At 69.1% G+C, this 26,297-nt stretch carries 25 protein-coding genes and 2 tRNA genes; 6 read left to right on the top strand and 21 right to left on the bottom strand.

What is annotated here, in order from left to right; all coding sequences use genetic code 11:
* Positions 1 to 7: 7 nt before the first annotated feature.
* Positions 8 to 1,408 carry a cystathionine beta-synthase gene (locus ACIO3S_RS03055; RefSeq protein ID WP_160025018.1) on the bottom strand — a complete coding sequence of 467 codons (1,401 nt, stop codon included), beginning with the start codon at positions 1,406 to 1,408 and terminating at the stop codon, positions 8 to 10.
* Between the two features lie 87 nt (positions 1,409 to 1,495).
* Here ACIO3S_RS03055 and ACIO3S_RS03060 point away from each other — a divergent pair, with 87 nt between their 5' ends.
* Positions 1,496 to 2,518: an SGNH/GDSL hydrolase family protein gene (locus ACIO3S_RS03060; protein WP_350842712.1), complete on the top strand. Its 1,023-nt coding sequence runs from the start codon at positions 1,496 to 1,498 to the stop codon at positions 2,516 to 2,518.
* Positions 2,519 to 2,572: 54 nt separating this feature from the next.
* Here ACIO3S_RS03060 and ACIO3S_RS03065 read toward each other — a convergent pair whose 3' ends face one another.
* The 11 genes from ACIO3S_RS03065 to nhaA form a co-directional block, all read right to left on the bottom strand.
* Positions 2,573 to 3,421: a Bax inhibitor-1/YccA family protein gene (locus ACIO3S_RS03065; RefSeq protein ID WP_400459277.1), complete on the bottom strand. Its 849-nt coding sequence runs from the start codon at positions 3,419 to 3,421 to the stop codon at positions 2,573 to 2,575.
* A 125-nt stretch (positions 3,422 to 3,546) separates the two neighbouring features.
* Positions 3,547 to 3,621 (bottom strand) — tRNA-Leu (locus tag ACIO3S_RS03070).
* A gap of 18 nt (positions 3,622 to 3,639) precedes the next feature.
* The gene (gene def, locus ACIO3S_RS03075; protein ID WP_400459280.1) at positions 3,640 to 4,200 is read right to left on the bottom strand and encodes a peptide deformylase; all 561 of its coding nucleotides are present in this window, start codon (positions 4,198 to 4,200) and stop codon (positions 3,640 to 3,642) included.
* The gene (locus tag ACIO3S_RS03080) at positions 4,197 to 4,715 is read right to left on the bottom strand and encodes a glycine cleavage system protein R (RefSeq protein WP_400459283.1); all 519 of its coding nucleotides are present in this window, start codon (positions 4,713 to 4,715) and stop codon (positions 4,197 to 4,199) included. The genes def and ACIO3S_RS03080 overlap by 4 nt, the downstream gene beginning before the upstream one ends.
* 87 nt (positions 4,716 to 4,802) lie before the next feature.
* Positions 4,803 to 5,468: a hypothetical protein gene (locus ACIO3S_RS03085; protein WP_400459286.1), complete on the bottom strand. Its 666-nt coding sequence runs from the start codon at positions 5,466 to 5,468 to the stop codon at positions 4,803 to 4,805.
* Between the two features lie 99 nt (positions 5,469 to 5,567).
* Positions 5,568 to 6,488, bottom strand: coding sequence for an exopolyphosphatase (locus tag ACIO3S_RS03090; protein WP_400459289.1), 921 nt, complete (start codon positions 6,486 to 6,488; stop codon positions 5,568 to 5,570).
* A complete protein-coding gene (locus ACIO3S_RS03095; protein WP_400459292.1) occupies positions 6,485 to 6,994 on the bottom strand; it encodes a DUF501 domain-containing protein in 510 nt (169 codons plus the stop codon). The genes ACIO3S_RS03090 and ACIO3S_RS03095 overlap by 4 nt, the downstream gene beginning before the upstream one ends.
* Before the next feature lie 4 nt (positions 6,995 to 6,998).
* Positions 6,999 to 7,598 carry a septum formation initiator family protein gene (locus ACIO3S_RS03100; protein ID WP_350714280.1) on the bottom strand — a complete coding sequence of 200 codons (600 nt, stop codon included), beginning with the start codon at positions 7,596 to 7,598 and terminating at the stop codon, positions 6,999 to 7,001.
* A 296-nt stretch (positions 7,599 to 7,894) separates the two neighbouring features.
* On the bottom strand, positions 7,895 to 8,827 hold the full coding sequence (locus ACIO3S_RS03105; protein ID WP_400459295.1) for a DUF559 domain-containing protein: 933 nt from the start codon (positions 8,825 to 8,827) through the stop codon (positions 7,895 to 7,897).
* Between the two features lie 146 nt (positions 8,828 to 8,973).
* A complete protein-coding gene (locus ACIO3S_RS03110) occupies positions 8,974 to 9,381 on the bottom strand; it encodes a phage holin family protein (RefSeq protein WP_400459298.1) in 408 nt (135 codons plus the stop codon).
* Positions 9,382 to 9,423: 42 nt separating this feature from the next.
* Positions 9,424 to 10,722 carry a Na+/H+ antiporter NhaA gene (gene nhaA, locus ACIO3S_RS03115; protein WP_400459301.1) on the bottom strand — a complete coding sequence of 433 codons (1,299 nt, stop codon included), beginning with the start codon at positions 10,720 to 10,722 and terminating at the stop codon, positions 9,424 to 9,426.
* Positions 10,723 to 11,239: 517 nt separating this feature from the next.
* Here nhaA and ACIO3S_RS03120 point away from each other — a divergent pair.
* Positions 11,240 to 11,767: a C40 family peptidase gene (locus tag ACIO3S_RS03120; protein WP_400459304.1), complete on the top strand. Its 528-nt coding sequence runs from the start codon at positions 11,240 to 11,242 to the stop codon at positions 11,765 to 11,767.
* Between the two features lie 93 nt (positions 11,768 to 11,860).
* On the opposite strand, the gene acs is transcribed toward ACIO3S_RS03120, so the two are convergent.
* The 7 genes from acs to ACIO3S_RS03155 all read right to left on the bottom strand — a co-directional run bounded on the left by acs (position 11,861) and on the right by ACIO3S_RS03155 (position 19,898).
* Entirely contained in the window at positions 11,861 to 13,831 is a 1,971-nt protein-coding gene (acs, locus tag ACIO3S_RS03125; RefSeq protein ID WP_400459307.1) for an acetate--CoA ligase, read from the bottom strand.
* Between the two features lie 111 nt (positions 13,832 to 13,942).
* Entirely contained in the window at positions 13,943 to 15,574 is a 1,632-nt protein-coding gene (locus tag ACIO3S_RS03130) for a cation acetate symporter (RefSeq protein ID WP_400459310.1), read from the bottom strand.
* Complete coding sequence (locus ACIO3S_RS03135; RefSeq protein WP_160025759.1) at positions 15,574 to 15,924, bottom strand: DUF485 domain-containing protein; 351 nt, start codon at positions 15,922 to 15,924, stop codon at positions 15,574 to 15,576. The genes ACIO3S_RS03130 and ACIO3S_RS03135 overlap by 1 nt, the downstream gene beginning before the upstream one ends.
* Positions 15,925 to 16,110: 186 nt before the next feature.
* Complete coding sequence (locus tag ACIO3S_RS03140) at positions 16,111 to 17,649, bottom strand: cation acetate symporter (RefSeq protein ID WP_400459314.1); 1,539 nt, start codon at positions 17,647 to 17,649, stop codon at positions 16,111 to 16,113.
* Complete coding sequence (locus ACIO3S_RS03145) at positions 17,646 to 18,014, bottom strand: hypothetical protein (protein WP_400459317.1); 369 nt, start codon at positions 18,012 to 18,014, stop codon at positions 17,646 to 17,648. Before ACIO3S_RS03145 ends, ACIO3S_RS03140 begins: the two co-directional genes overlap by 4 nt.
* A 1-nt stretch (position 18,015) precedes the next feature.
* Positions 18,016 to 18,786: a LytTR family DNA-binding domain-containing protein gene (locus ACIO3S_RS03150; protein ID WP_160025755.1), complete on the bottom strand. Its 771-nt coding sequence runs from the start codon at positions 18,784 to 18,786 to the stop codon at positions 18,016 to 18,018.
* The gene (locus tag ACIO3S_RS03155) at positions 18,783 to 19,898 is read right to left on the bottom strand and encodes a histidine kinase (protein WP_201451158.1); all 1,116 of its coding nucleotides are present in this window, start codon (positions 19,896 to 19,898) and stop codon (positions 18,783 to 18,785) included. The genes ACIO3S_RS03150 and ACIO3S_RS03155 overlap by 4 nt, the downstream gene beginning before the upstream one ends.
* A gap of 92 nt (positions 19,899 to 19,990) precedes the next feature.
* Here ACIO3S_RS03155 and ACIO3S_RS03160 point away from each other — a divergent pair, with 92 nt between their 5' ends.
* A complete protein-coding gene (locus tag ACIO3S_RS03160) occupies positions 19,991 to 20,464 on the top strand; it encodes a nitroreductase (protein WP_160025754.1) in 474 nt (157 codons plus the stop codon).
* 8 nt (positions 20,465 to 20,472) lie between these two features.
* Here ACIO3S_RS03160 and ACIO3S_RS03165 read toward each other — a convergent pair.
* Positions 20,473 to 20,545: transfer RNA gene (locus tag ACIO3S_RS03165), tRNA-Pro, on the bottom strand.
* 107 nt (positions 20,546 to 20,652) lie between these two features.
* Between ACIO3S_RS03165 and ACIO3S_RS03170 the strand changes: the two genes are divergently transcribed.
* From ACIO3S_RS03170 to ACIO3S_RS03180, 3 genes are all read left to right on the top strand, one after another.
* Complete coding sequence (locus tag ACIO3S_RS03170; protein WP_400459322.1) at positions 20,653 to 21,603, top strand: 5'-nucleotidase; 951 nt, start codon at positions 20,653 to 20,655, stop codon at positions 21,601 to 21,603.
* A 427-nt stretch (positions 21,604 to 22,030) separates the two neighbouring features.
* Positions 22,031 to 23,488 (top strand): alkaline phosphatase PhoX, encoded by a 1,458-nt coding sequence (locus tag ACIO3S_RS03175; protein ID WP_400459325.1) that lies wholly within the window; start codon positions 22,031 to 22,033, stop codon positions 23,486 to 23,488.
* A 203-nt stretch (positions 23,489 to 23,691) separates the two neighbouring features.
* A complete protein-coding gene (locus tag ACIO3S_RS03180; RefSeq protein WP_400459327.1) occupies positions 23,692 to 25,143 on the top strand; it encodes an MFS transporter in 1,452 nt (483 codons plus the stop codon).
* 98 nt (positions 25,144 to 25,241) lie between these two features.
* Here the strand turns inward: ACIO3S_RS03180 and trpS are convergent, their stop codons facing one another.
* Positions 25,242 to 26,195: a tryptophan--tRNA ligase gene (trpS, locus tag ACIO3S_RS03185; protein ID WP_400459330.1), complete on the bottom strand. Its 954-nt coding sequence runs from the start codon at positions 26,193 to 26,195 to the stop codon at positions 25,242 to 25,244.
* Positions 26,196 to 26,297: the final 102 nt, after the last annotated feature.

Genomic DNA, 26,297 nt, shown 5'->3' on the forward strand with positions numbered 1-26,297 from the left:
GCCCGCCTCAGGAGCTGGTCAGGAAGAAGAGCAGGTCCTGGCGGGTGAGGACACCGACGGGCTTGCCGTCCTCGTGCACCAGCAGCGCGTCGGAGGAGCCCAGGGTGTGGGCGGCGTCGTGCGCGTCGGCGCCGGAGCCGATCGAGGGCAGCGGCGGGGACATGTGCTCCTCGACGGAGTCGGTGAGCTTGGCCTTGCCGGTGAACAGCGCCTCCAGCAGGGTGCGCTCCGAGACCGAGCCCGCGACCTCGGCGGCCACGATCGGCGGCTCGGCGCGGACGACGGGCATCTGCGAGACGCCGTACTCCTGCAGGATGTGCACCGCCTCGGCGATCGTCTCGCCGGGGTGGGTGTGGACCAGGTCGGGCAGCCGGCCGGACTTGCCGCGGAGCACGTCGCCGACGGTCTGCTTGGCGGCCTCGCCGGTCGCGAAGCCGTACTGTGCCAGCCACTCGTCGTTGAACACCTTGGTCAGGTAGCCGCGCCCGGAGTCGGGCAGCAGCACGACGATCACGGCGTTCTCGCCCTCCGGCGTGCCGGCCAGCTCCGCGGCGAGCTGCTTGGCGGCGTACGCAGCCATGCCGGCGCTGCCGCCGACGAGCAGCTGCTCCTCACGGGCGAGCCTGCGCGTGTAGGCGAAGGAGTCGGCGTCGGAGACCTCGATGATCCGGTCGGCGACATCGCGGTCGTACGTCTCCGGCCAGAAGTCCTCCCCGACGCCCTCGACCAGGTAGGGCCGCCCGCTGCCACCGGAGTAGACGCTCCCGGCGGGGTCGGCACCGATCACCTGGACGTCAGGGTTCTGCTCCTTGAGGTAGCGGCCGATCCCGGAGATCGTGCCGCCGGTGCCGACACCGGCCACGAAGTGGGTGATCTTCCCCTCCGTCTGGCGCCAGATCTCGGGGCCGGTCTCCTCGTAGTGGGAGCGCGGGTTGTTGGGGTTGGCGTACTGGTTCGGCTTCCAGGCCCCGGGCTGCGAGGCGAGCCGGTCACTGACGTTGTAGTAGGAGTCAGGGTGCTCCGGCGGCACGGCCGTGGGCGCGACGACGACCTCGGCGCCGTAGGCCTTGAGCACGTTGCGCTTGTCCTCGCTGACCTTGTCGGGGCAGACGAAGATGCACTTGTAACCCTTCTGCTGGGCCACCATCGCCAGTCCGACACCGGTGTTGCCGGAGGTGGGCTCCACGATCGTCCCGCCCGGCTTCAGCTCACCGGACGCCTCGGCCGCCTCGATCATCCGGGTGGCGATGCGGTCCTTCACGGAACCGCCCGGGTTGAGGTATTCCACCTTGGCCAGAACCAGCGGTCCAGCACCGGGTTCGGACGCCCCGGCGCCGTCCAACGCACGCCCCAGCCGCACGAGCGGAGTGTTGCCAATAAGGTCGAGAAGCGAGTCCACGTACTCCATGCCGACAGCGTATGTCCACTAGGTGAGATCCCCTATATCCCGATACTGAGTGCCCGGTAATGGGCCGAAGACTTTAGAGTGGTCCCCGTGGCGAAGAAGAGTCTGGCACGCAAGACCGCGTACGCCGGCGGGGGTGTTCTGGCCGCGACGGCCGCGTTCGCCGGGGTCCTCGTCGCGGAAGCGGCGCTTGCCGTCAAAGCGACGCATCAGGTCAAGATGCCGGTGGCACCCTCCCCGACCGGGTGGTACGGAGCACGGCAACCGGGGCGACCGATCAGCATCGCGCTGCTCGGCGACTCGAGCGCCGCGGGCTATGGGATGACCGAGGTCGAGGACACGCCCGGCGCCGTCCTCGCCTCCGGCGTCTCCGAGAAGGCACACCGGCCGGTGCGCCTGCACGACCTCTCCGAGATCGGTGCCAAGTCCTCCGACCTGCACCCGCAGGTCGAGAAGGCGATCGCCGCCGACGCCGACATCGCGGTCATCCTGGTCGGCTCCAACGACGTGATCCGCCGGGTGCGCCCGCGGGTCGCCGTGAGCCACCTCGCCCAGGCCGTCATCCGGCTCCAGGAGGCCGGGGTGACCGTGCTCGTCGGCACCGTCCCCGACCTCAGCACCGCCACCCCGATCCTGCCGCCGCTGCGGTCGATCATGCGGGCCTGGTCGATCCGTATCGCCGCCGGCCAGATCTTCCACGTCATCCGCGCCGGTGGCCACACGGTGTCCCTGGGTGACGTCCTTGGTCCGGCCTTCAAGGCGACCCCGGCGTTCTGGTTCGGCGCCGACCAGTTCCACCCCTCCGCCGCCGGCTACCACGCCCTCGGCGAGGTGCTGGTGCCGCCGACGCTCTCGGTGCTCGGCCTCGTCGGCGACGAGAACGCCATCCTGGAGACCTACAACGGCAAGCAGGTGATGCCGCTGGCGGCCGCCTCGCTCCGCGCCGTCATCCGGCCAGGAACCGAGATCGACCCGGCCCCGCGCCCCCGTGGCCGCTTCGGCCGCAACTGGGCCCGCGCCCGTTCCTTCGAGAACGAGCAGCGCGAGCCTCGTCGGGGCGAGCGTCCCGACGAGACTCCCCCGGTGGCCGAGCGCCACCACGCCCAGCGCTGACGACGAACAAACCGCCCCGCTCCATTCCGGAGCGGGGCGGTTCTGTTGGTTCGATCAGTCCTGCTGGAAGATCGCCAGCAGGCGGAGCAGGTTGGTGTAGATCCAGACGAGGCTGACGGTCAGACCGAAGACGGCCCGCCACGACTCACGCTCAGGGAGCTGGGCACGGATGCCGTACTCGATCTGGTCGAAGTCGAGGATCAGCATGAACACACCGAGCGCGAGGCCGGCGATGGCGGTGATCATGCCGAGCGTGCCGAAGCCGAACAGGCCGAAGCTGGCGCCGAACATGCCGAGCACGAGCTCCATCAGGCTCAGGCCCACCATGCCGAACATGGCCGCGATCACGAAGGTGCGGAACTTGTTGCCGACCTTGATGTTGAAGAACTTGTACGCAGCCAGGGTGCCCGCGAACGCGGCGAACGTGCCGATCACGGCCTGGACGACGATGCCACCGCCGAACAGGGCGTCGAAGGTCTTGCTGAGCGCGCCCAGGGCGATGCCCTCGGCGAGGGCGAAGGCCAGGACCAGCGCCGGGCTGACCACGCGCTTGAACGAGTTGACCAGCGACAGGATGAACGCCGCACCGGCACCGATGGTCGCGGCCAGGTAGAGCGGCGCGAGGTTGGCGTCGGAGCTGATGTCGGGAGTCATGACCCACGTCGCGATGGCGGCGAGGAAGACCACGCCGAGCGTGATCGCACCCTTCTGCACCACCGAGTCGATCGTCATGGGGGCGCCCGTGGTGGGCGCCTCGGGGCCGCCGGTCGACCACTGGCTCGGGTCCTGCCCGTAGCCGGCGTAGGACGCGCCGTTGCCACCGTAGGTCGCGTTGCCGTAGGCGTTCTGCGACGGCTGCCCGAAGCCCTCTGCCCGACGGAACACCGGGTTGTTGCTCTGCATCTGGGGGTCACTCCTCGAAAGCGACTGGAAGGTTCCGCCACGGTGGCGGCTCCTGTGGCCAGCGTACCGGCCCTGTGTCTCACTCAACGTCCGGGACAACCCTGATGTTCCGCGGATCGCGGGAGTGCCCCGGGTGGGACTCGAACCCACACTGAAGCGTTTTTAAGACGCCTTCCTCTGGCCGATTGGGATACCGGGGCGCGCGGCCGACCTTAGCGTCATAAGTACGTCTGGCGCTGGTGCAGCGCGTGTGCGCCGGCGACGCGGTCGATGAAGAGCAGGCCGTTGGTGTGGTCGATCTCGTGCTGCAGGCAGCGAGCCTCGAAGGCGTCGGTGACGATCTCGACGGTCTCGCCGGTGACCGGGAGCTGGCCGCGCACCTTCAGCCGGGAGGCTCGCTTCACGTCGCCGGTCAGGTCGGGGACGGACATGCAGCCCTCGCGCGCCTTCTCGTTGCGGCTGGCCTCGACGACCTCCGCGTTGCACAGGACGTACGTCCCGTGGTGGGTCTTGGTCTTGACGTGGGTGGAGACGTCGACGCAGAAGACCCGGGCCGAGACGCCGACCTGGTCGGCGGCCAGACCGACGCAGCCGGGCGAGACCCGCATGGTGGCGATCAGGTCGGCGGCGAGCTGGACGGTCTCGGGGGCGGTGGGGTCGACGTCCTTGCCTGGCACGGAGAGGACATGTGCGGGAGCGCGTACGACCTCGAGGACCTTGCCCTCGACGCCCAACTCCGCCTCGGTCCAGGCCAGCACCCGCTCATTGACGCCGCTCACAGGTCGTCGGCCTCGATCGGCCGCAGGGTGGCATCGACACCGAGCTCCTGGGTGACCCGCTTGATCGACGCCTCGAGCACGGCGACGTCGGCGTCCGCCGGCAGCTCGAGCTCGGCGACGACGACATAGAGGTCCCCGGAGAGACGGGTGGTCAGGTCGGTGATGTTGCCGCCGACGGCGGCGATCTCGGCGGTCACCGTGGAAACGATGCCCGGGCGGTCACCTCCGTGGACGGAGAGCACGAAGAGCTGGCCAGCGCCGGCCGGCGCCTGCTCCTCGGGGAGCTCGTAGACCGTGACCGTCAGGGTGCCGTCGGCCGCGATCGGCTCGAGATCTGCCTGGATGGCCTGGGTCGTCGCCTCGCCCGCGCAGAGCAGCGTCATCGCGAAGTGACCGCGGAGCCGGGTCATCGTCGAGTCCTCGATGTTGAGTCCGAGTCCGGCCAGGCAGGCGGTGGTGTCGGCGATGATCCCCGGGCGGTCGTGTCCCAGGACGGTGATGGCGTGGATGGTCACCAAACCATTGTCACCCGCGGTCCACCTGTGGCGGACCGCGGGTGACGCAGATGGCCCCGCTATGACAGATCAGCTGTCAGCCGCAGCTCAGCCGCGGAACCACTTGTCCTTCTCCTCCTCGGGAGGGTCGACCGGCTCGGGAGCGAACTCGGGCGTGCCCTCCGAGGTGGGCTTGACCGCGGTGTCGCCACCGCCCAGGTCGTCGTAGGACGCCTTGTCGGGGTCGGCCGGCGGGGGCGGCGGGACCTCAGCGGCGTACGGGTCGGCCGGGGCGATCGGGTCGGTGAGCGGGTCACCGGTGACGCCGGCCTGCGGAGCAGAAGGCGACGGCGGAACCGGCGGAGCCGGCGGGTAGCCGCCGTACTCGCTGCTCGAGGACGAGCCCGTGGTCGGTTCCGGGGCCTCCGGAGCGGACGTCGGGGTGGTGGGCTCCGGGACGGAGCCGTTGCGGTGCAGCTTGTCGGAGGCGACCCCGGCAGCAGCCGAGACCTTCTCCTTGGCCTGCTCCGCGTAGGGACCGGCCTTCTCCTTCACCGTGGCGGCGTAGGGACCGGCCTTGGCCTTGGCGGCCTCGGCATAGGGAGCAGCCTTCTCCTTGAGGGGCGCCGCCTTCTCCGAGGCGGTCGCGAGGGCCGACTGGACGCGCGGGTCATGGGTGACCTTGTTCGCGCCGGCCTTCAGCTGCTCAGACTTGTTCTTGACCAGCACGCCGACACCAGCGGCGGCGATGGCAAGCAGGATGAGCTTTTTCACTTCTTGACCTTCCGAGAGACAGCATTTGGTTCTGTTTGATGGGTACGCCGGTGAACCCAAAACTAGGCGTCAAACACAAGATCAAGTCCCCCGACATGCCTAGTCTCTAACGGACCACGCGATTCCGTCGAGGATGTCGGCCTCGGAAACCAGCAGAGACTCGACGCGCGAGCGCTTCAGAATCCGGCTGAGGATGACTCCACCGGCCGCGATCACGTCGGCTCGGCCGGGGTGCATCCAGGGCAGCGCCAGGCGCTCGTCGACGGTCATCGCGAGCAGGCGGTCGACGAGCCGGTAGACGTCGTCGGGCGCGACCTCGGCGTGATCGGTGGCGGTGCGGTCGTACGCAGCCAGCTCGAGCAGCCCCATGGTCAGCTGGATCATGGTGCCTCCGACGGCGACCACGGTGTTGGCGGTCGCCGGGTCGACGGGGCAGGCGTCGAGGTGGGCGTCGATGTCGCGTACGCAAGCCTCGATCTCGTCCCGCGTCGGCGGGTCGGAGCGCAGGTGACGCTCGTGCAGACGCACCGAGCCGATGTCCATGCTGTCCGCCTCGCCGACGCTCTGCGTCGGCCCGTCGCCGAGGATCAGCTCGGTCGACCCGCCGCCGATGTCGATCACGAGCACCGGCGGCTCCGGGGTGCCGCGCAGGTTTCGGACCGCGCCGCCGAAGGAGAGCGCCGCCTCCTCCGCCCCGGTGACGACCTCGGGCGTGACCCCGAGCCGAGCGCGTACGCCGTCGATGAAGGTCGCCGCGTTGGCGGCGTCCCGGGTGGCCGAGGTGGCCACGAAGCGCACCTTCTCGACACCGTGCTCGCGGATCAGCGCCGCGTACTCGTCGATGGCCCCGAAGGCGCGCTGCAGGGCCTCCTCCGCGAGAACACCGGTGCGGTCGACACCCTGGCCCAGGCGGACCATGCGGGCCTCGCGTACGTCCTCGTTCAGGCCGTCGGCCGTGACCGTCGCGATCAGGAGCTTGATGGTGTTGGTGCCGCAATCGATGGCAGCGACCTTCGTCACTGCTCCTCGTCCTCCAGCTCGAGATCCACGCACGGACCCGACTTCCACCACTCGCCGAGGCGCTCGAGCACCTCGTCGCCGAGCGGGTTGACGCCCGGGCCCTGGGCGAGCGCCTGGCCGGCGAGAACGTGCAGGCACTTGACCCGGTTGGGCATCCCACCTGCGGAGATACCGTGGATCTCGGGCGGGTCACCGAGCTCGTAGCGCGCCTCGAGATAGGCCTCGTGGGCCATGGCGTAGGCGGCGGCGAGCTCCTCGTCGGTGGCCAGCCGCGCCTCCATGTCCTTCATCACGTGGGTGCCCTCGAGGGTGCCGATCTTCGAGGCGGCACGCGGGCAGGTGAGGTAGAAGGTCGTCGGGAACGGGGTGCCGTTGGGCAGCCGCGGCTCGGTGGTCACCACATCGGGCAGCGAGCACGGGCAGCGGTGCCCGACCTCGTGGATCCCCCGTGGCTCGCGTCCCAGCTGTGCCGTGATCGCGGACACGTCCTTGGGATCGATCGCCATGTCTTCAGTCTTTCTTCTGCTTGGGCGGGTCGATCTCCGACTCCGGCCCGTCTCCTGTCTGCTCCGGCGGGTCACCGGCCAGCAGCACGGAACCCCACGCATCGTCCCACCACGCCTTCGGCTGCTCCGCACTGCCCACCTTGCCGGGGTCGGTGAGCTCCGGCTCGGTCTGGATGCGCTCGCCGTTCTCGTCGAGGGCGACGTACGCCGTCTCGCCCGGCATCACGAATCCGAACCGCTCCCGGGCCTGCTGCTGGACGTAGGCGGGGTCCTCCCAGCGACGGGTCTGCTCCTCGAGCTGCTTGATGTGTTCCTTGCGCTCGGCGATCTCGGTCTGGAGGGCGTTGATGTCGTGGCGCTGCTGGATGTAGGCGCGCAACGAGGAGGCGTAGGAGATCACCATCACGGCGGCCACGACGATGATCATCATCGCCCGGCCGGTGAGCTTGGGCCGGCGCAGCCGCTTGCGCAGTGCGTCGATCCCGCCGATCCCGCCGATCGATGCCGGGCGGGCGGGGATCGGGGCGCGCGGCCGTCGTCCCGGACCCTGTTGGGCCCGAGGACCGCGTACGCGCTTGCTCTGACCGGGTCCCTGCGTTGCCACGTCGCTCATCCTCCCATCCACGACCTACCTCCTGGCGGCAGACGCGCGGCGGGGGGGGGGGGGGGGGGGGGCCCCCGCCCCCCCCCCCCCCGCCCCCCCCCCCCCCCCCCCCCCCCCCCCCCCCCCCCCCCCCCCCCCCCCCCCCCCGGCCCCCCCCCCCCCCCCCCGCCCCCGCCGCCCCCCCCCCCCCCCCCCCGCGCCCCCCCCGCCCCCCCCCCCCCCCCCCCCCCCCCCCCACGGGAGTGACGCCTCGGCTTGCGCGGGTGACGCTTCGGCCGACGGGGGTGACGCTTCGATCAGAAGCGGCGGGAGGAGTACGTCGGGGTCAGGGCGTCCTTGATCTCGCGAAGCCAGGCGTCGAGACGGTCGCCGGTGAAGTCGCCCTTCCGCACGATGACGATCGTCCAGCCGTGATCGATCAGCCAGCCTCGTCGCTCTTCGTCGTAGATTCGTTGGTCGGGGTCGTCGTGGTCCTCGCCGTCGTACTCGATGGCGACCTTGGCGAGCCGGTAGGCGAAGTCGAGGCGGTAGGTCGGGATTCCTTCGACATCGACCCAGACCTGTGCCTCGGGAAGAGGAAGTCCGGCGTCACTGATCGCGAGCAAGGTCCAGGATTCACGCTGGGACTCGAGGCGACGGTTCAGGAGCGGGACGAGCTCGCGGAGCTGGACGACACCGCGGCGCCCGCGAAAGCGGGGCAACTCCTTGTCGAGGGAGTCCCGAGTGATCCCGTGGTGTCTGGCGAACTCGTTGAGCGCGGCCATCGCCTCCCGCCGCTTCAGGTTGCAGCCGAGGTCGAGCGCGGTGCGTAGTGGCGTCGTCACACGTACGCCGCCGATGACCGCGATGTCCTCGGGCAGGAGGTCGCGCGAGCGGCCGTCGGTGCCCGGGCGCCGGGTGCGCGTGTGCCCACGGAGGGCGCACGTCTCCACGGCCGGGAGCTGTGCCATCTCGGTCTGGGTGAAGGTGTTGATGCCGTGCACCCAGGCGGCGGTTCGATCGCTGATCACCTGGTGCTCGGACACCACCTGCACGAGCGCCTCGGCCCGCTTCACCGGATCGTCCTCTGCCTGCGCGGCGAGATAGACGCCCCGGAATGGGCGGCGCACATCCCCATGGCTGATCGCCTGGGCGAGGGCGTATCGGCTGGTCGCGACCGACTCGATGTCGGACGTGGTGAAGGGACGCTCTGGCAGGTGGCTGTCGGTCTTGACGAGTGAGAGATTCATGGCCGCAGCGTGCGACAGGTTGCGTACGAAGTCATCCGTCTTCTCAGAGGCTGTGGATAACTCCGGACTCAGCGTGCCCTGTGGACGAAACCTGGCCCGTCACCGTGACGCCTCGGCCGACGGGAGTGACGCCTCGGCGGGGTGGGTCAGCGGTGGCCCTTGAGAGCCCGGGGGATCTCCTTGCCCTGGGCGATGGCCTTCTCGGGAGCCTTGACCTTCTTCACCTTGAGTACGCCAACGAAGCCGAGCAGGGCGGCGAGGAGGACGTAGAAACCGAAGACGATGAGGAAGGACCACTGCAGGCCGAGGCCGGTCCAGTGGATGAAGTAGGCAGCCGAGACGGACAGCATGATCACGGCGAGGACCAGCAGGAACGCGGCGGCGGCGAAGAGACCGACGCCGACGCCGGCGTTGGTCACCGAGACCTTGAGCTCCTGTTTGGCGAGCGTGATCTCCTTGTTGACGAGCTCGGAGATGTCGCGGGTGGCGTCGACGACGAGCTTGCCGATCGTCGGGTCCTCGCCGCCCGGGGACTTCACGATGTCGACTGCCATGGGAATCCTTCGCTGAACGTGTGTTGGGGAGCGCCCACGACCTTACCGGTCGCGACCCTGATCATCCTCGAACACGTCCGGCACGCCGTCCTTGTTGGCGTCGAGAGTCTCGATCTCCTCGATGCGGCGGTAGACCCGGTTGCGGGCCCGCAGCACCACCGTCGCCAGGGCAGCGGCCAGCACGGACCCGAACAGAACGCCCACCTTCATGTGGTCGTGGGCGGACGGATCGGACTCGAAGGCGAGCTCGCCGATCAGCAGCGACACCGTGAACCCGATGCCGGCCAGCATCGCCATCCCGATCACGTCCGTCCAGGCGAGGTCGTCGTCCAGCGAGGCACGGGTGAACCGGGCCAGCAGCCAGGTCGACCCCGAGATCCCGATGGTCTTGCCGACGACCAGACCGAGGATGATGCCGAGCGTGATCGGGTCGCGCAGCGCGCTGGTCACCCCGTCCCAGCCGCCGAGGGAGACGCCGGCGGCGAAGAAGGCGAAGATCGGCACCGCGACGCCGGCCGAGATCGGCCGGACCAGGTGCTCGAAGTGCTCGGCGAGCCCGCGCTTGGCCTCCGGGTTGCGGGCGATGACCGGCACGGTGAACCCGAGCAGCACCCCGGCGACGGTGGCGTGGACACCGCTGGAGTGGACGAGGGCCCAGGCGATCAGGGCGAGCGGGAGGAGCAGCCAGGGGCTGCGTACGCGACGCTGCACGAGCACCGCGAAGAGTCCGATCGGGATGAGCGCGAGCAGCAGGTAGCCGATGTGCAGCTCGGAGGTGAAGAAGACCGCGATGACGATGATGCCGAGCAGGTCGTCGACGACGGCGAGGGTCAGCAGGAACGTACGCAGTCCCACAGGCAGATGCGTCGAGATGACCGCCAGGATGGCGACAGCGAAGGCGATGTCGGTGGCCACCGGTGTCGCCCAGCCGGCCAGCGAGCCGTCGCCGATCAGGTTGACGGCCACGTAGACCAGCGCCGGTACGACCATGCCGCCGACCGCGGCCGCGATCGGCAGTGCGGCACGCCGGGGGTCGCGGAGGTCGCCGGAGACGAACTCGCGCTTGAGCTCCAGGCCGGCGACGAAGAAGAAGATCGCGAGCAGGCCGTCGGCCGCCCAGGCTCCGATGGTCAGGTCGAGATGAAGGGCCTCGGGACCGATCCGGAAGTCGCGGACCGCCTCGTACGCCTCCTGCCAGGGGCTGTTGGCCAGGATGACCGCGATGATCGCGGCGATGATGAGGAGTACGCCGCCGGTCGTCTCGGCTCGCAGGATCTCGGCCGTCCGCGAGGTCTCCAGCCAGGAGCCGCGGGTGAAGAGGCGGTTGCGGGTGTCGGACACGGATGGGCCTCCAAGGGCTCAGGGGTCGATGAACTCACGCCGACCAGACTTCCCGGCACACCTGATGACGACCCTAGCAAGCACCGCTGCCAGAGGTAGGAAGGTGGCCAACTCGGGGCCACCTTCATCCAAGAATTGAATGAAAACGATGGCAAACGTATACAAAACCATCAATTAGAGAGTGAGTTGCTGCACAAATGCCCCGACCGGCACCGGGTTCCGTTGCATAGTGGATGAGCCCTACGGAACGGTGGGGCCGCTCCGGTCGCGCCGAGGCCCGTCACAACCGGAGGAGAGTCGATCCGACCACGGTGGCGGGCACGGGGGAGCCGAGCAGTACGCCGGGAGCCAGAGACAAGGCAGACCGGCTTGGGGTGAAGGCGTAGACGGAACACATCCAGCGCCCGGGCAACAGCAGCCCGAATCCGACAGGTCAACCTTCGCAGGCGTCGCTGCAACAGGGGAACCTCGAATGACCGGATCGTGTGTCCGTGCGCTTTCGCGCGCCCACAGAACGATGACCGTCGGCCTCGCGACCGCCCTGGTGGTCGGTCTCGCGCTCGTCGCCGCTCCCACCCAGTCCGCCACGGCAGCCTCCTCGCCGGGCGCACGTGCCCAGACCAGTGCAAGCACCAGCGCTCAGACGGGCACCACCACCAAGAAAAAGAAGAAGTCGCGCGGGCTGCGAGCGCTGCGTCGCGTCAAGAGCCAGGCCGGCGACCCCTACTCCTACGGCGCCAACGGCCCCCGCGCCTACGACTGCTCGGGCTTGACCCAATGGGTCTACAAGAAGCTCGGCCGCAAGCTGCCGCACAGCTCGTCGGCACAGGTCAGCCACACCTTCAAGGTCAAGAAGCCACGCAAGGGCGACCTGGTCTTCTTCTACGGCAGTGGCGGGGTCTACCACGTCGGCATCTACGCCGGGAAGCGCGACGGCCGTCGCTGGGTCTGGCACGCGCCCGGGTCGGGTGAGGCCGTCACGAAGGACCCGATCTGGACCGACAGCCACTTCATCCGCCGGGTGAAGTACGGCAAGAAGGGCTAGAGGCCGTACAGGAACGCCGAGTCGGCGCATCCGCCCCCTCTCGCTCGCTTCGCTCGCGAGACACGGGGTCAGATGCGCCGACTCGGCAGAGGCTTACTCGTCCGTGGCGGTCGTCTTCCCGGCGGCGATGAGGTCCATGATCGTCTGATCGGCGAGCGTGGTCGTGTCGCCGACGCCGCGACCCTCGGCGAGGTCGCGGAGGAGTCGCCGCATGATCTTCCCCGAGCGCGTCTTCGGCAGCTCGGGCACGATCATGATCTGCCGCGGCTTGGCGATCGGGCCGATCTCCTTGCGGACGTGGTCGGAGAGCTCCTTGTGGCAGTCCTCGGGCGACCCGTCGCGCAGGATGACGTACGCCACCACGGCCTGCCCCGTGTCGGGGTCGGTCGCGCCGACGACCGCCGCCTCCGCGACGTAGGGGTGCGAGACCAGCGCCGACTCGATCTCGGTGGTGGAGAGCCGGTGTCCGGACACGTTCATCACGTCGTCGACGCGGCCCAGGACCCAGACGTCGCCGTCCTCGTCCTTCTTCGCGCCGTCACCGGCGAAGTAGAACCCCTGGTCCTTGAAGCGCGACCAGTAGGTGTCGATGTAGCGCTGGTCGTCGCCCCAGATCGTACGCAGCATCGATGGCCACGGCTGGGTCAGCACGAGGTAGCCCCCGGCACCGTTCGGGACGGAGACGCCGTTGTCGTCGACCACGTCGGCGCCCACGCCCGGCAGTGCCTTCATCGCAGATCCCGGCTTCCCAGCCGTCACCCCGGGGAGCGGCGAGATCATGATCGCGCCGGTCTCGGTCTGCCACCAGGTGTCGACGACGGGCACCGAGGAGCCACCGATGACGTCGCGGTACCAGATGTAGGCCTCGGGGTTGATCGGCTCACCGACGGACCCGAGCAGGCGGACCGAGGAGAGGTCGCGGCCGTCCGGGATGGCGCGCCCCTGCTTCATGAACGTCCGGATCGCGGTCGGCGCGGTGTAGAAGATGGTGACGCCGTACTCCTCGATGATCTGCCACCAGCGACCCTTCTCGGGGAAGTCCGGGGTGCCTTCGTAGAGCACCTGGGTCGCGCCGTTGGCCAGCGGCCCGTAGACGATGTAGGAGTGGCCGGTGATCCAGCCGATGTCGGCGGTGCACCAGTAGACGTCGGTCTCGGGCTTGAGGTCGAAGACCTCCCAGTGCGTGAACGCCGCCTGGGTGAGGTAGCCGCCGGTGGTGTGCAGGATGCCCTTCGGCTTCCCGGTGGTCCCGCTCGTGTACATGACGAAGAGCGGGTGCTCGGCGTCATGCCCCACCGGAGTGTGCTCGGTCGACGCCGACGACACGACATCCGACCACCACTTGTCGACCGAGTCGTTCCAGTCGACGTCCTGGCCGGTGCGCTTGACCACGAGTACGTTCTCGACCAGGCCCGGCTGAGTCGCCTCGACCTTGGTGACCGCCTCGTCCACGGCGGGCTTGAGCGCCGAGGGTGCGCCACGGCGGTATCCGCCGTCGGAGGTGACGATCAGCTTCGCGCCGCAGTCGACGACGCGGGTGGCGAGAGCGTCGGCGGAGAAGCCACCGAAGATGACGGTGTGGATCGCCCCGATCCGCGCGCAGGCGAGCATCGCGAAGACGGCCTCGGGGATCATCGGCATGTAGATCGCCACCCGGTCGCCCTTGCCGACGCCGAGCGCCTCGAAGGCGTTCGCGGCCCGGGAGACCTCGTCCTTGAGCTCGGCATAGGTGATGGTGCGCTTGTCATCGGCAGGCTCGCCTACCCAGTGGATCGCGACCCGGTCGCCGAGCCCGGCCTCGACGTGGCGGTCGACGGCGTTGTACGCGACGTTGATCTCGCCACCCTCGTACCACTTCGCGAAGGGCGGGTTGTCCCAGTTCAGGACGCGATCGAACGGCTTGGTCCAGGTGAGCCGTTCCGCGGCGGCCGCCCAGAACGCGTCGCGGTCCGCGGCAGCGGCGTCGTACGCATCGGCCTTGACGTTGGCAGCGGCGGCAAGCTCGGCCGGGGGCTCGAACCGGCGCTTCTCGTGCAGCAGGTTGGACAGGGTCTCGTCGCTCACAGTGACTCCTACGTACGAAAAATGTGTGGCTCAAGCCACAGGGTAGTGCGGGGGAAAGAATGATGGCGGGCCGTCGTACAACACCTGTGTACGACGGCCCGCCGCGATGGATCAGTGCGTGATCGCCTTCTCCGAGCCGGCGCCGGTGAGGGCGCGCACCTCGAGCTCGACGTAACGCTCAGCGGTCTCCGGCTCCTTCGACGTCACCGTGCCCAGCCAGCCCAGGAAGAACCCGAGCGGGATGGAGATGATGCCGGGGTTCTCCAGGGGGAACCAGGAGAAGTCCACGCCGAGCGGGAAGAGCGAGGCGGAGATCGTCTCGCCCGTCACCGCGTCCACGGCCGTCTTGCCGGACACGACCGGCGAGAAGAAGACCAGGCCGACGCAGGAGATCAGGCCGCCGTAGATCGACCAGATCGCGCCGCGGGTGTTGAACCGCGCCCAGAACATGTTGTAGATGATCGCCGGCAGGTTCGCCGAGGCGGCGACCGCGAAGGCCAGTGCCACCAGGAACGCGATGTTCAGCGACTGCGCCGGGATGGCCAGCAGGATCGCGACCAGGCCGATGCCCGCCGCGGCCCAGCGCGAGACCTTCATCTCCTCCTTCTCGGTGGCCGTGCCACGCTTGATCACCGAGTTGTAGATGTCGTGGGCGACGGAGACCGAGGAGGTCAACGTCAGACCCGCGACCACGGCGAGGATCGTGGCGAAGGCGACCGCGGCGATGAGTGCCAGCAGTACGGCGCCGCCGACGGAGCCTTCACCGCCACCGACCTCCTGCGCGAGCAGTGGTGCCGCCAGGTTGCCGGCCTTGTCCAGGGTGGTCGGGTCGACCAGCGCGGCCGCACCGAAGCCCAGGACCAGGGTGAACAGGTAGAAGACACCGATCAGGCCGATCGCCCACAGCACCGACTTGCGAGCGTCTGCCGAGGTCGGGACCGTGTAGAAGCGGATCAGGATGTGCGGCAGGCCGGCGGTGCCGAGCACCAGGGCGAGCCCGAGCGAGACGAAGTCCAGCTCGCTGGTGAAGCTCAGGCCGTACTTCAGCCCGGGCTGGAGGAAGGCGTCGCCCTTGCCCGAGGCGTCGGCGGCCGAGCCGAGCAGCTCGGAGAGGTTGAAGCCGAACTGGGCGAGCACCAGGATGACGATCAGCGCCGAGCCGGTCATCAGCAGGACTGCCTTGACGATCTGGACCCAGGTCGTGCCCTTCATCCCGCCGACGGTGACGTAGAAGATCATCAGCGCGCCGACGAACAGGATCACGACGTTCTTGACCGCCTGGTCCTCGACGCCGAGCAGCAGGGCCACCAGGGCACCCGCACCGACCATCTGGGCCAGCAGGTAGAAGATCGAGACGACGACCGTGGAGGTCGCGGCTGCCAGGCGGACCGGGCGCTGCTTCATCCGGTACGCCAGCTGGTCGGCCATCGTGTAGCGACCCGAGTTACGCAGCACCTCCGCGACCAGCAGCAGCGCCACCAGCCAGGCGACGAGGAAGCCGATCGAGTAGAGGAAGCCGTCGTAGCCGGACAGGGCGATGGCGCCGGAGATGCCGAGGAACGACGCCGCCGACATGTAGTCGCCGCCGATGGCGAGACCGTTCTGGAAACCGGAGAAGCCGCGGCCACCGGCGTAGTAGTCGGCCGCGGTCTTCGTCTGCCGGCTCGCCCAGAAGGTGATGCCGATCGTGACCGCGACGACCGCGAGGAAGAGGACCGTGGTGAGGATCTGGCTACCGTCCATCAGAGCTGCCTCTTCTCGATCTCGTATTCCTCGTCGAGCTTCCGAGCCAGCGGATCGAGGTGCTTGTTGGAGTAGTTGGCGTAGAGGTAGGCGATGCCGAACGTGGTCGCGAACTGGAGGAGCCCGAAGACCAGCGCGACATTGATGTTGCCGACGAGCTTGGTGTTCATGAAGTCCTCTGCCCAGTTGGAGCAGAACACGTAGAGGAGATACCAAGCCAGGAATGCCACCGTGGCCGGGAATACGAACTTCCGGTACGCCGACCGCAGAGCGCGGAACTCTGCCGTGGCGTGCAGTCTGTCGTAGACCGGGTCGTGCCGGTGGGCTTGGTCGTGCGCTTCTTCGCTCACGGTCTAACCCTTTCGTTGACGAGGCCGTCAACCGTGGGGGTGGATGACGGACGACGTGTGATCGCAGTCACATTAGGGGTCGGTCGAACCGCTCGTCGCGGGGGAACGCCCGGTCCCTCGGTAGACGGCGTCGTCGCGCGACGAGCGGTCGATTTCGTACGCTGAATGGCTGCTGTCGCAGGCCGGTCAGCGCTTCTGCAGAGCCGCTTTCATGGACGACACAGCCGGCTCGCTCACCGGCTCAGGGGAGTGCAGGCGGACCAGCAGCCGGGTGGTGTGGGCCGGGACGTGGGCGGCGGAGGCGAGGCTGACGAGGATCATGACGGCGAAGGAGAGCGGCACCGCCCACAGTGCGGGCTGGGTGAGCGCGACATCCGCCCAGGTGCCCGTACGCGACCCGCTGATCGTGAACACCACGGCCGACCCCGTGGTGACCAGGCCGGTGACCAGCCCGGTGGCGGCGCCGTAGGCGGTCAGCCGTCGCCACCAGATGCCGAGCAGGAGCAGCGGGCAGAAGGTGGCCGCCGCGAGTGCGAAGGCCAGGGCGACCCCGCGGGCGACCCCGACGCTGGGGGTCAGCAGGGCGACGGCGACCGGGACGATGACAGCGACCAGAGAGGCGATCCGGAAGGCGGCCACGCCACCGAAGCGGCTGCCCCTTCGGCGCAGCAGCGGTACGACAACGTCCTGGGAGAGCACGCCGGAGACGGCGATCGCCAGGCCCGACGACGTGGAGAGGAAGGCCGCGAACGCGCCCGCGCAGACCAGTCCGGTCAGGGCGTCGCCCGCCCAGCCGGGGACCATCAGCCGAGGCAGCTCGAGCACCAGGGTGTCGGCGGAGGCGGGGGAGGCTGCGTACACGCGTCCGAGGAGGCCGAGGATCGGCGGCAGCAGGTAGAAGACGCCGAGGAGGGCGAGCACGACCAGGGTCGTGCGACGGGCGGCGCGGCCGTCGGGGTTGGTGTAGAAGCGGACGCCGACGTGCGGCAGGCCCATCGTGCCGAGGAAGGTCGCGGCGATCAGCGAGTAGGTGGCGTAGAGGCCGGTGGTGGTGTCGGTGCCGATGGGCAGCGACCAGGCCTGGCTGAGATCGGCGCGGGGTGCGCCGTCGTTGGCCCAGACCGCGACCAGTACCCCGACGGGTACCAGCAGGGCGGTCAGCTTGAGCCAGTACTGGAAGGCCTGGACGAACGTGATCGAGCGCATCCCGCCCGAGAAGACGCTGACCAGCACGACCGTTCCGACCAGCACCGGACCCACCCAGCGAGGTGCGCCCGCGACCAACTCCAGGGTCAGCCCGGCGCCCTGCAGCTGGGGCAGCAGGTAGAGCCAGCCGATGCTCACGACCAGCAGCGAGCAGAGCCGCCGCACCCCTGTGGAGGCGAGCCGCTCCTCGGCGAAGTCGGGAAGGGTGTACGCCCCTGACCTGCGCAGAGGTGCCGCGACCAAGGTCAGCAGCACGAGATAGCCGGCGGTCCAGCCGATCGGATACCAGAGCATCTCCGCGCCCGAGGTGAACACCAGCCCGGCGACGCCCAGGAATGAGGCGGCTGAGAGATACTCCCCACCGATCGCGCTGGCGTTGAGGCCTGGGCGTACCGACCGCGAGGCGACGTAGAAGTCGCTCGTGGTCCGGCTGAACCGTAGCCCCCAGGTGCCGATGGTCAGCGTCGCCAGGGTGACCAGGGTGACCGCGACGATCGCCGGGGCGGAGTCGAAGGTCATGGCGCCTCGTCGTCCGAGCGGAGCAGGTCCGCATAGCTGGCCTCGTTGCGCTCCGCGCCGCGCAGGTACCAGCGGCCGAGGAAGAACAGGAACGGGTAGACCAGCACCCCGAGGAGCAGCCACGGGATCGGGACGCCGAACGGCGCGGTGCGCACCAGACCCGGGGCCAGCCAGAACAGCAGCGGGAGCGAGCCGACGCCGAGGAAGAGCACCGCCAGGGTTCGGAACGCGATCGAGAGCTGGGCGCGCATCAGCGAGCCGAGGTAGACCTCGCCGAGGCGGGTGTCCTCGTCGACGTCGACCCGGCGGACGGCCGGGCGTCGCCGGGGCGGTCCGGTGACGCGTACGCGTTGAGGTTCGGTCATGTCAGCTTCGCCGGGCGAGCAGGTCCTTGAGCTGGCGCGTGTGCCGGCGGCTGACCTGCAGCTCGGTCCCGCGGGCGGAGCCGCCGACGACGACCGAGCAGCGTCCGGCCTCCGAGCGCACCTCCGTCACGTGGGCGAGGTTGACGAGGAGAGAGCGGTGGATGCGTACGAACCGGGCGGAGGCCCACTCCTGCTCCAGCTGGGTCAGTGGGACCCGCACCAGGTGGGAGGCGTCGGCGGTGTGCAGCCGGGCGTAGTCACCCTGCGCCTCCACGTGGGTGATCTGGGAGCGCCACACGAAGCGGGTGATGCCGCCGAGCTCGACCGGGATCTGGATGTCGCCGCTCGGCTCCTCCTCCGGCATGCTGCCCATCAGCCGGGTGACCGTCTCCGCCAGCCGCTCGGCGCGGACCGGCTTGAGCACGTAGTCGACCGCGCGCAGGTCGAAGGCCTCCAGCGCGTGCTCCTCGTGGGCGGTCACGAACACGACCGCCGGCGGCGTCTTGAACCGGGCCAGCAGCCGGGCCAGCTCGAGCCCGTTGAGACCGGGCATCTGGATGTCGAGGAAGACCGCGTCCACCCCCGACCCCTGCAGCTGCTGCAGCCCGTCGGTCGCGTTCAGGCAGGTGCGCACCTCCGCCACCCGCGCGTCCTGGGTGAGCAGGTAGGAGAGCTCGTCGGCCGCCGGCGGCTCGTCGTCGACGACCAGGATTCTCAGCCGGCCACCAGGCGCTCCCTGTCGCGCGGCGACTGCCTGAGTGGTGCGGTTCATGGGTGCACTCCTGGGGCGAACTTCGGGATTCTGAGGATGACCTTCGTGCCTGCGCCGGGGGCGGTCTCGACCACCAGGCCGTAGTCGTCGCCGTAGGCGTTGCGGAGTCGGGCGTCGACGTTGCCGAGTCCGACGGAGTCGTTGCCGCCGGCCAGCGCGTTGCGTACCTTCTCCGGATCCTCGCCGGCGCCGTCGTCCTCGACCTCGATCACGCACTCGGTGCCGCTGTCGGCGGCCCGGATCGAGATGTGGCCGGTCTGCGCGTCGGCCAGACCGTGGCGTACGGCATTCTCGACCAGCGGCTGCAGGCACAGGAACGGCACCGCGATCGGCAGCACCTCGGGCGCGACCGAGAGCCTCACCGAGAGCCGCTCGCCGAACCGAGCCTGCTCCAGCAGCAGGTAGCGCTCCACGGAACGGAGCTCCTCGGACAGCGTGGTGTACTCGCCGTGGGTCCGGAAGGAGTAGCGGGTGAAGTCCGCGAACTCCAGCAGCAGCTCGCGCGCACGCTCCGGATCGGTGCGTACGAAGCTGGCGATCGCCCCGAGCGAGTTGTAGATGAAGTGCGGGCTGATCTGAGCGCGGAGCGCGCGCACCTCGGCCTCCATCAGACGTCGCCGCGATGCGTCGAGCTCGGCGAGCTCGAGCTGGCCGGAGACCCAGGTCGCGACCTCGTCGGTGGCGCGGACCATCATCGCGGAGGTGTCCGGGGCGTACGCCTGCAGCGTGCCGACCAGGTGGTCGTCGACGACCAACGGGCTGACCACGGCGGAGTGCAGCGGGCAGCCCGCCTGGCCGCACTCCAGATCGACCCGGTCGTAGAACCGGGTCGCGCCGCGCTCCAGCGTCCCCTCCGCCAGCTTGGTCACGTGTTCCTGGTGGTGGGTGCCGATGCCTTCCCAGGCGAGCAGGCCGTCGGTGTCGGTGATCGCGAGCGCGGGGGCGGCCAGGAGCGCCTGCAGGTGTGGAGCAGCCCGCTCGGCGCTGTCGACGGTCAGGCCGCCACGCAGCGCCGGGCTCGCCAGCGATGCATTGTGGAGGGTGCGGAAGGTCGCCCGATCGGCTTCTGTGCCCAGGTGGGTACGCATGGGAGAGCGCAGCCAACGCCGCATCCGCACTCCTCTCGTCCGCTTCTCACAATTGTGACGGCGCCCACGGTATCTGTCACCCGAGCCGCTGTACGGGTGCGAGGTAGGTTTGCCGCATGCGTCTGAGTCGAGTGATCCCGGGTCTGCTGGCTGTCGGTGTAGCGGGCGCGGGCGCCGCCTTCGTGATCGGCATGCGCAACAAGTCGCCGTGGTTGCAGGACCGCATCCGCGCCTTCTCGAAGCGCTTCGCCTCCGAGGCCCTGAAGACCGCCGGGACGGAAGGCGCGAGCAACGGCGTCGTCCTCCATGTCGGCCGCGCGAGCGGACGGGAGTACGCCACCCCGATCACCCCGCTCCCCACCCCTGACGGCTTCGTCGTCTTCCTGCCCTACACCTCGAAGGTCGACTGGGCCCAGAACGTCCTGGCCGCCAAGTCGGCCACGATCGTCCACGACGGCGTCGATCACCGCGTCACCGACCCGCGGATCGTCTCGTACGACGAGGTCGCACCCTTGATCCCGAAGTCCGAACGCGTCGTCCGCGCCGTCTTCGACGTCCAGGAGTTCCTCCGCGTCACCAACGCGGACTGACATCGCCGTCGGGTTGGCGGGACTCGAACCCGCGATCGCCTGGACCCAACCCAGGAGGGATAGCCGCTTCCCCACAACCCGTGCAGTGTCTTCACGGGCGCGGTCGCTGCTGCATGTCGTCCACCGTAGGCAGGCCCAGACCCGGAACGCACACGATTTATCGATTCATCGACGGTAGGTTGCGACGCGTGGGATACGAGCTGAGGGACCGGTTGGTGGTCGGGATCGCGTCGAGCGCGCTCTTCGACCTCACCGAGTCGGATGCGTACTTCCGCGAGCACGGGGAGAAGGCGTACCGCCTCTACCAGGACGAGCGCATCGACGAACCGCTCCGGCCGGGGGTCGCGTTCCCGTTCATCAAGCGGCTGCTGAGCCTCAACGACCTGGCGGCTGACGCCGACGACGGGCTCGTCGAGGTGATCGTGGTCTCCCGCAACGACCCCAACACCGGTCTGCGGGTGATGCGCTCGATCGAGGACCACGGCCTGCCGATGACCCGCGCGGTCTTCACCCAGGGCCGCTCGCCCCACCCCTACATCGGCGCGCTCGGGATGTCGCTGTTCCTCAGCGGCAACCGCGAGGACGTCATCGCCGCCAGCCGCGAGGGATTCCCGGCCGGTCACGTGCTGCCGTCGGCAGCGACGTACGACGAGACAGACCGCTCAGTCGTCGTCGCCTTCGACTTCGACGGTGTGCTCGCCGACGACGGCTCCGAGCGGGTCTTCCGCGAGGAGGGCATCGAGAAGTACAGGGCCTACGAGGCCAGCCGGAAGACCGAGCCGCTCGAGCCCGGGCCGCTGCAGCCGCTCCTGCGCGACCTCAACCGGATCCAGCAGATCGAGGAGCAGCGCCGCCTGGAGGATCCGGGCTACGAGCCACGGCTGCGGATCGCGCTCGTCACCGCCCGCGGCGCGCCCGCCCACGAGCGGGCGATCCGGTCGCTGCAGTCCTGGGATGTCTACGTCAACGAGGCCTTCTTCCTCGGTGGCGTGGAGAAGGTGCGCGTGCTCGAGGTGCTCCGTCCGCTGATCTTCTTCGACGATCAGACGACGCACCTGGATGAGGCGGTCGGGTCGATCGCCGGGGTCCACATCCCCTACGGCGTGGCCAACGCCGACGACGTTCCCGCTGGTCAATAGCGCTTTACAGTTCACCCACAGGAAGTTCTCATCTGGTGGATGGACCCTCGTATATGTCACCCTGGGCAGAGTTGTACAGATTCTGTTCACTTGAGAAGTGCGAGGAGTTCACTCGATGACTTCGGCTATGTGTGCCAAGTGCACCGAAGACGAGGAGATCCGGGTTCTCTCGCGTTCGGCGGGGGGCCGCCGGCGGCTGATGTGCTGCAGGTGCGGGTACGCGTGGGAGAGCGGGCGCTCCGGCCCCGCCCGGAGGACCGGCCTGAACGGCCTGTTCGGAGCGGCCTGAGGCGCCGTCGGCGTACGTTTCACGCCGCCGTCGCCTGAGGTTCATCTCGCGCGGGCGCGCAGGTGTTGCGGAGTGGCTTGGGTAGAGGGCTGAGACCTGTCTCGGGATCCCCTACCACGCTCCGAGGAGTACCAACCCATGTCCGCAACTCGACGCTCCCTGCTCACCGGAGGAGCCGCGGCCGGGGTCGGCCTGGCCGTCGCCGGCGCCGTTCCCGCTCTTGCCGAGGCGAAGCCGGCGCGGCCCGGCGCCCCGGGACGCAAGCGCGCCCGCGAGCCGTTCCCGGCGCTCGTGGACGACCCCAAGGGGATCCTCGCGCTGGCCGAGGGGTTCACGTACGCCATCGTCACCTCCGCCGGGGAGACGACCCTGAAGACGGGCGAGAAGACGCCGTCCAACCACGACGGGATGATGGTGCTCGGCGGCAGGCGCGGGCGCTACACGCTGATCCAGAACCACGAGATCGAGCCCGGTGAGGGCATCCCGGTGCCGCTCGTCGAGGGCACCGTCTACGACCCGGGCGCGCCGTCGGGCGGCTGCACCGTGATCACCACCGACGCGGGCGGCGCCAACTTCGGTGAGTTCGTCGCGATCTCCGGCACCTCCACCAACTGCGCCGGCGGCCCGACGCCGTGGGGGACCTGGCTGACCTGCGAGGAGACCGTCAACGACGCCGGCGAGGAGTGGGAGGGCGAGGACGGCACCACGGGCGTCTACGAGAAGGACCACGGCTACGTCTTCGAGGTCTGGGCCGACGGCTCGGCCGACCCCCGCCCGATCAAGGCCTTCGGCCGCTACGACCACGAGGCCCTCGCGATCGACAAGACCCGCACGAAGGTCTACCTCTCCGAGGACGCCGACGAGCCCAACGGGCTCTTCTACCGCTGGACCGCCCCGGCCGGGGTGAGGCTCGGCCCGGGCGTGCTCACCGAGCTGGCCGACGACGCCGGCACGCTCGCCGCGATGCAGATCATCCTTCCCGACGGCTCGGTGCTGCCCGACGTGGCCTACCTGACCTCCGCGCAGATGGGTCAGCCCTTCCCGGTGAAGTGGAAGACCGTGCCTGAGCGTGACGCCCAGGAGACGCCGTGCCGCGAGCAGTTCGCCGACGGCGAGGTCACCCGCGGGCGCAAGTTCGAGGGCGTGTGGGGCACCGACGAGGGCGTCTACGTGGTCAACTCCTACGCGTGGGAGGAGGGCGACATGCCCGCCGACGCGTCGCCGCACGACGGCATGGTCTGGTTCTACGACTACGCGGCCGAGACCATCCAGCTGGTGACGTACTTCCCGCACCAGACGCAGTCCGAGGACGATGCCCCGGCACCGAAGTACGGCGACCTCACCTTCGACGGTCCCGACAACGTCACCGTCACCCCCTGGGGTTCGCTGGTGCTCGCCGAGGACGGCTCCGGCGCCTCGCACGTGCTCGGCGCGTTCCCGGGCGGCCCGGCGTACGCCATCGCCCGCAACGACCTCAACGACTCCGAGTTCTGCGGGCCGTGCTTCTCGCCCGACGGCAAGGTCCTCTTCGTCAACATGCAGGACCCCGGCTACACCCTGGCCATCACCGGCCCGTGGGAGCGCTACCTCGGCTGATTCCCTGGCGGATCGGCGACACGACGTACGTGGCGGGCGGCTCGGGCCGCCCGCCACGTACTTTCTCAGCAGTGAGGTCGTGAGCACTGTGAGGTCGTGAGAGGAAGTTGACGGGCTTGCGCGCGAGGGTTGGCTCCGGTTGAAACGTGGGCTGGCGATGGTGAGTGGCATCTCGCCGACTGCCCGCATCTGAGGAGCCCACCATGAGCCGCCGTTACTGGATCGACGACTGGCGTCCGGAGGACGCCACCTTCTGGGAGGAGACCGGGGCCAAGACCGCCCGCCGCAACCTGATCTGGTCGATCTTCGCCGAGCACCTCGGCTTCTCGGTCTGGCTGATCTGGTCGGTCTCCTCGGCCTTCCTGGTCGCCCAGGGCTTCGAGTTCACCCCGAGCCAGCTGTTCTTCCTGATCGCCATCCCGAACCTGGTCGGCTCGCTGCTGCGGGTGCCCTACACCCTCGCGGTGCCGAAGTTCGGTGGCCGCAACTGGACGATGATGTCGGCCGCGCTGCTGCTCGTGCCGACCCTCGGCTTCGCGTACGCCGTCACCCAGCCGTCCACCCCCTACTGGGTCTTCTGCGTCATCGCCGCCACCGCCGGTCTCGGCGGCGGAAACTTCGCCTCCTCGATGGCGAACATCAACTTCTTCTACCCCTCCGACAAGAAGGGCGCCGCGCTCGGCCTCAACGCCGCCGGCGGCAACCTCGGCGTCGCACTCATCCAGTTCCTGCTGCCGGTCATCGTCGGTGGTGCCGGCATCTTCGGGCTGATCAAGGCCTCCGACGGCGGCATCCACCTCGAGCGGGCCGCGTTCGTCTACGCGGCGCTGGCCGTCATCGCGATCCTCGCCGCCTTCTTCTTCATGGACAACATCAGCTCCGCGAAGTCGTCCGCGCGTGAGCAGCTCTCGGTCGTGAAGTCGAAGCAGACCTGGATCATGTCGTTCCTCTACATCGGCACCTTCGGGTCCTTCATCGGCTACTCCGCCGCGATGCCGCTGCTGATCAAGCTCAACTTCTGGGTCCCCGAGCCTGCCCCGCTCGGCACCGGCATCTACTTCGCCTACTTCGCTTTCCTTGGCGCCCTGATCGGCTCCGCGACCCGCCCGCTGGGCGGCTGGCTGGCCGACCGCTGGGGCGGCGCGAAGGTCACCCTCGGCGCGTTCAGCGGGATGGTCGTCTTCACCCTCGGGGTGCTGTGGACGCTCATGCAGCTCACCCCGAACCCGGACGCGACCCCCGCGATCGCGTTCGAGAACCAGTCCTGGTTCCCGGTCTTCCTGGGCTTCTTCATGCTCGTCTTCGCCTCGACCGGCATCGGCAACGGCTCGACCTACAAGATGATCCCGTCGATCTTCCGTCGTGAGGCCGAGCTGGCCACCACGCCGGGCACCGCCGAGCGGGACGCCGCACTCATCGGCGCGACCAAGAAGTCCTCCGCCGCGGTCGGCATCATCGGCGCCGTCGGTGCGGTCGGCGGCTTCCTCATCCCGATCGCCTTCAACAGCCCGTGGGTCGACAACCCCCTCGACGCCACCAAGTCGGCGTTCATCGCCTTCACGGTCTTCTACGCCATCTGCGCCCTGGTCACCTTCACCGTCTACCTGCGACCGCAGAGCGCGCGGGTCGGGGAGCTGGCCGACGTACGAATCTGAGCGTCGGCCCCCTGTAACACGTCGTTCGTAGTACTTCTCGCCCGTTCGGATAGGGCGAGTAGTACTACGAACAGCGTGTTACAGGGGGTCAGGCGCCTTCAGGCCAGACCGATCGCCGCCTCCGCCGCGGCCAGGACCGGGGCGGTCGCTTCGCGGCAGCGCTCCGCCCCGGCGGCGTACACCTGCGTCACGTACGCCCGGTCGGCGGCTAGCTCGCGGTAGCGCTTCTGGATCGGCTCGAGCTCGGCGACGACCGCGTCGGTGACCGCGGCCTTCAGGCCGCCATAGTTCGACAGCCGGGCCGCAGATCCGCCGCAGGCCTCGAGGATGTCGATCAGGTTGGTGACCCCCGGCCGCTCCTCGTCGCGGGAGACGTCCCCGGCGGAGTCGGTGACCGCACGGGCCACCTTGCGACGTACGACATCGGCATCGTCCAGCAGGAAGATCGAGCCCGGGTGCGCGTCGCCGGACGACTTCGACATCTTGCGCGTCGGCTCGGCCAGATCCATGATCCGGGCCCCGGCCTCGGGATGTACCGCCTGGGGCACCGAGAAGACCCGGCCGTACGTCGTGTTGAACCGGATCGCGATGTCCCGTGCCAGCTCGACGTGCTGGCGCTGGTCGTCTCCGACGGGCACCTCGGTCGCCCCGTAGAGCAGGATGTCTGCCGCCATCAGCACCGGATAGGTGAACAGCGAGGCGCGCACCGATGCCCCGACCCGGCGCGACTTCTCCTTGAACTGGATCATCCGGCCCAGCTCACCGGTGTGCGCGACGCACTCGAGCAGGTAGCTGAGCGACCTGTGCGCTGGGACGTGGGACTGGATGAACAACGTGGCCGGTTCGAGCCCGGACGCCATCAGGAGGAGAGCCATCTCCTCCGTCCGCGTACGCAGCACCGACGGTTCGTGCGGCAGCGTCAGTGCGTGCAGGTCGGAGAGCCCGTAGAAGGCGTCCGAGTCGGCCGTGGCGGCCATCGGCCGCAGCGCACCGAGCAGGTTGCCGATGGTGAGTCGGCCGGAGGGTGTGATGAGAGAGAGTCGCCTGGTCATGGTGGACCTTTCGGGGTGGTGAGGCCCACGGGTCAGCGACGATCAACGAGAAAGGCCGCCCGTGGGCGGCCTGATGTGAGTGCTCAACAATCGGGTGGACCG

It is taken from the genome of Nocardioides sp. NPDC087217 (genome assembly GCF_044744805.1).
GTDB lineage: Bacteria > Actinomycetota > Actinomycetes > Propionibacteriales > Nocardioidaceae > Nocardioides.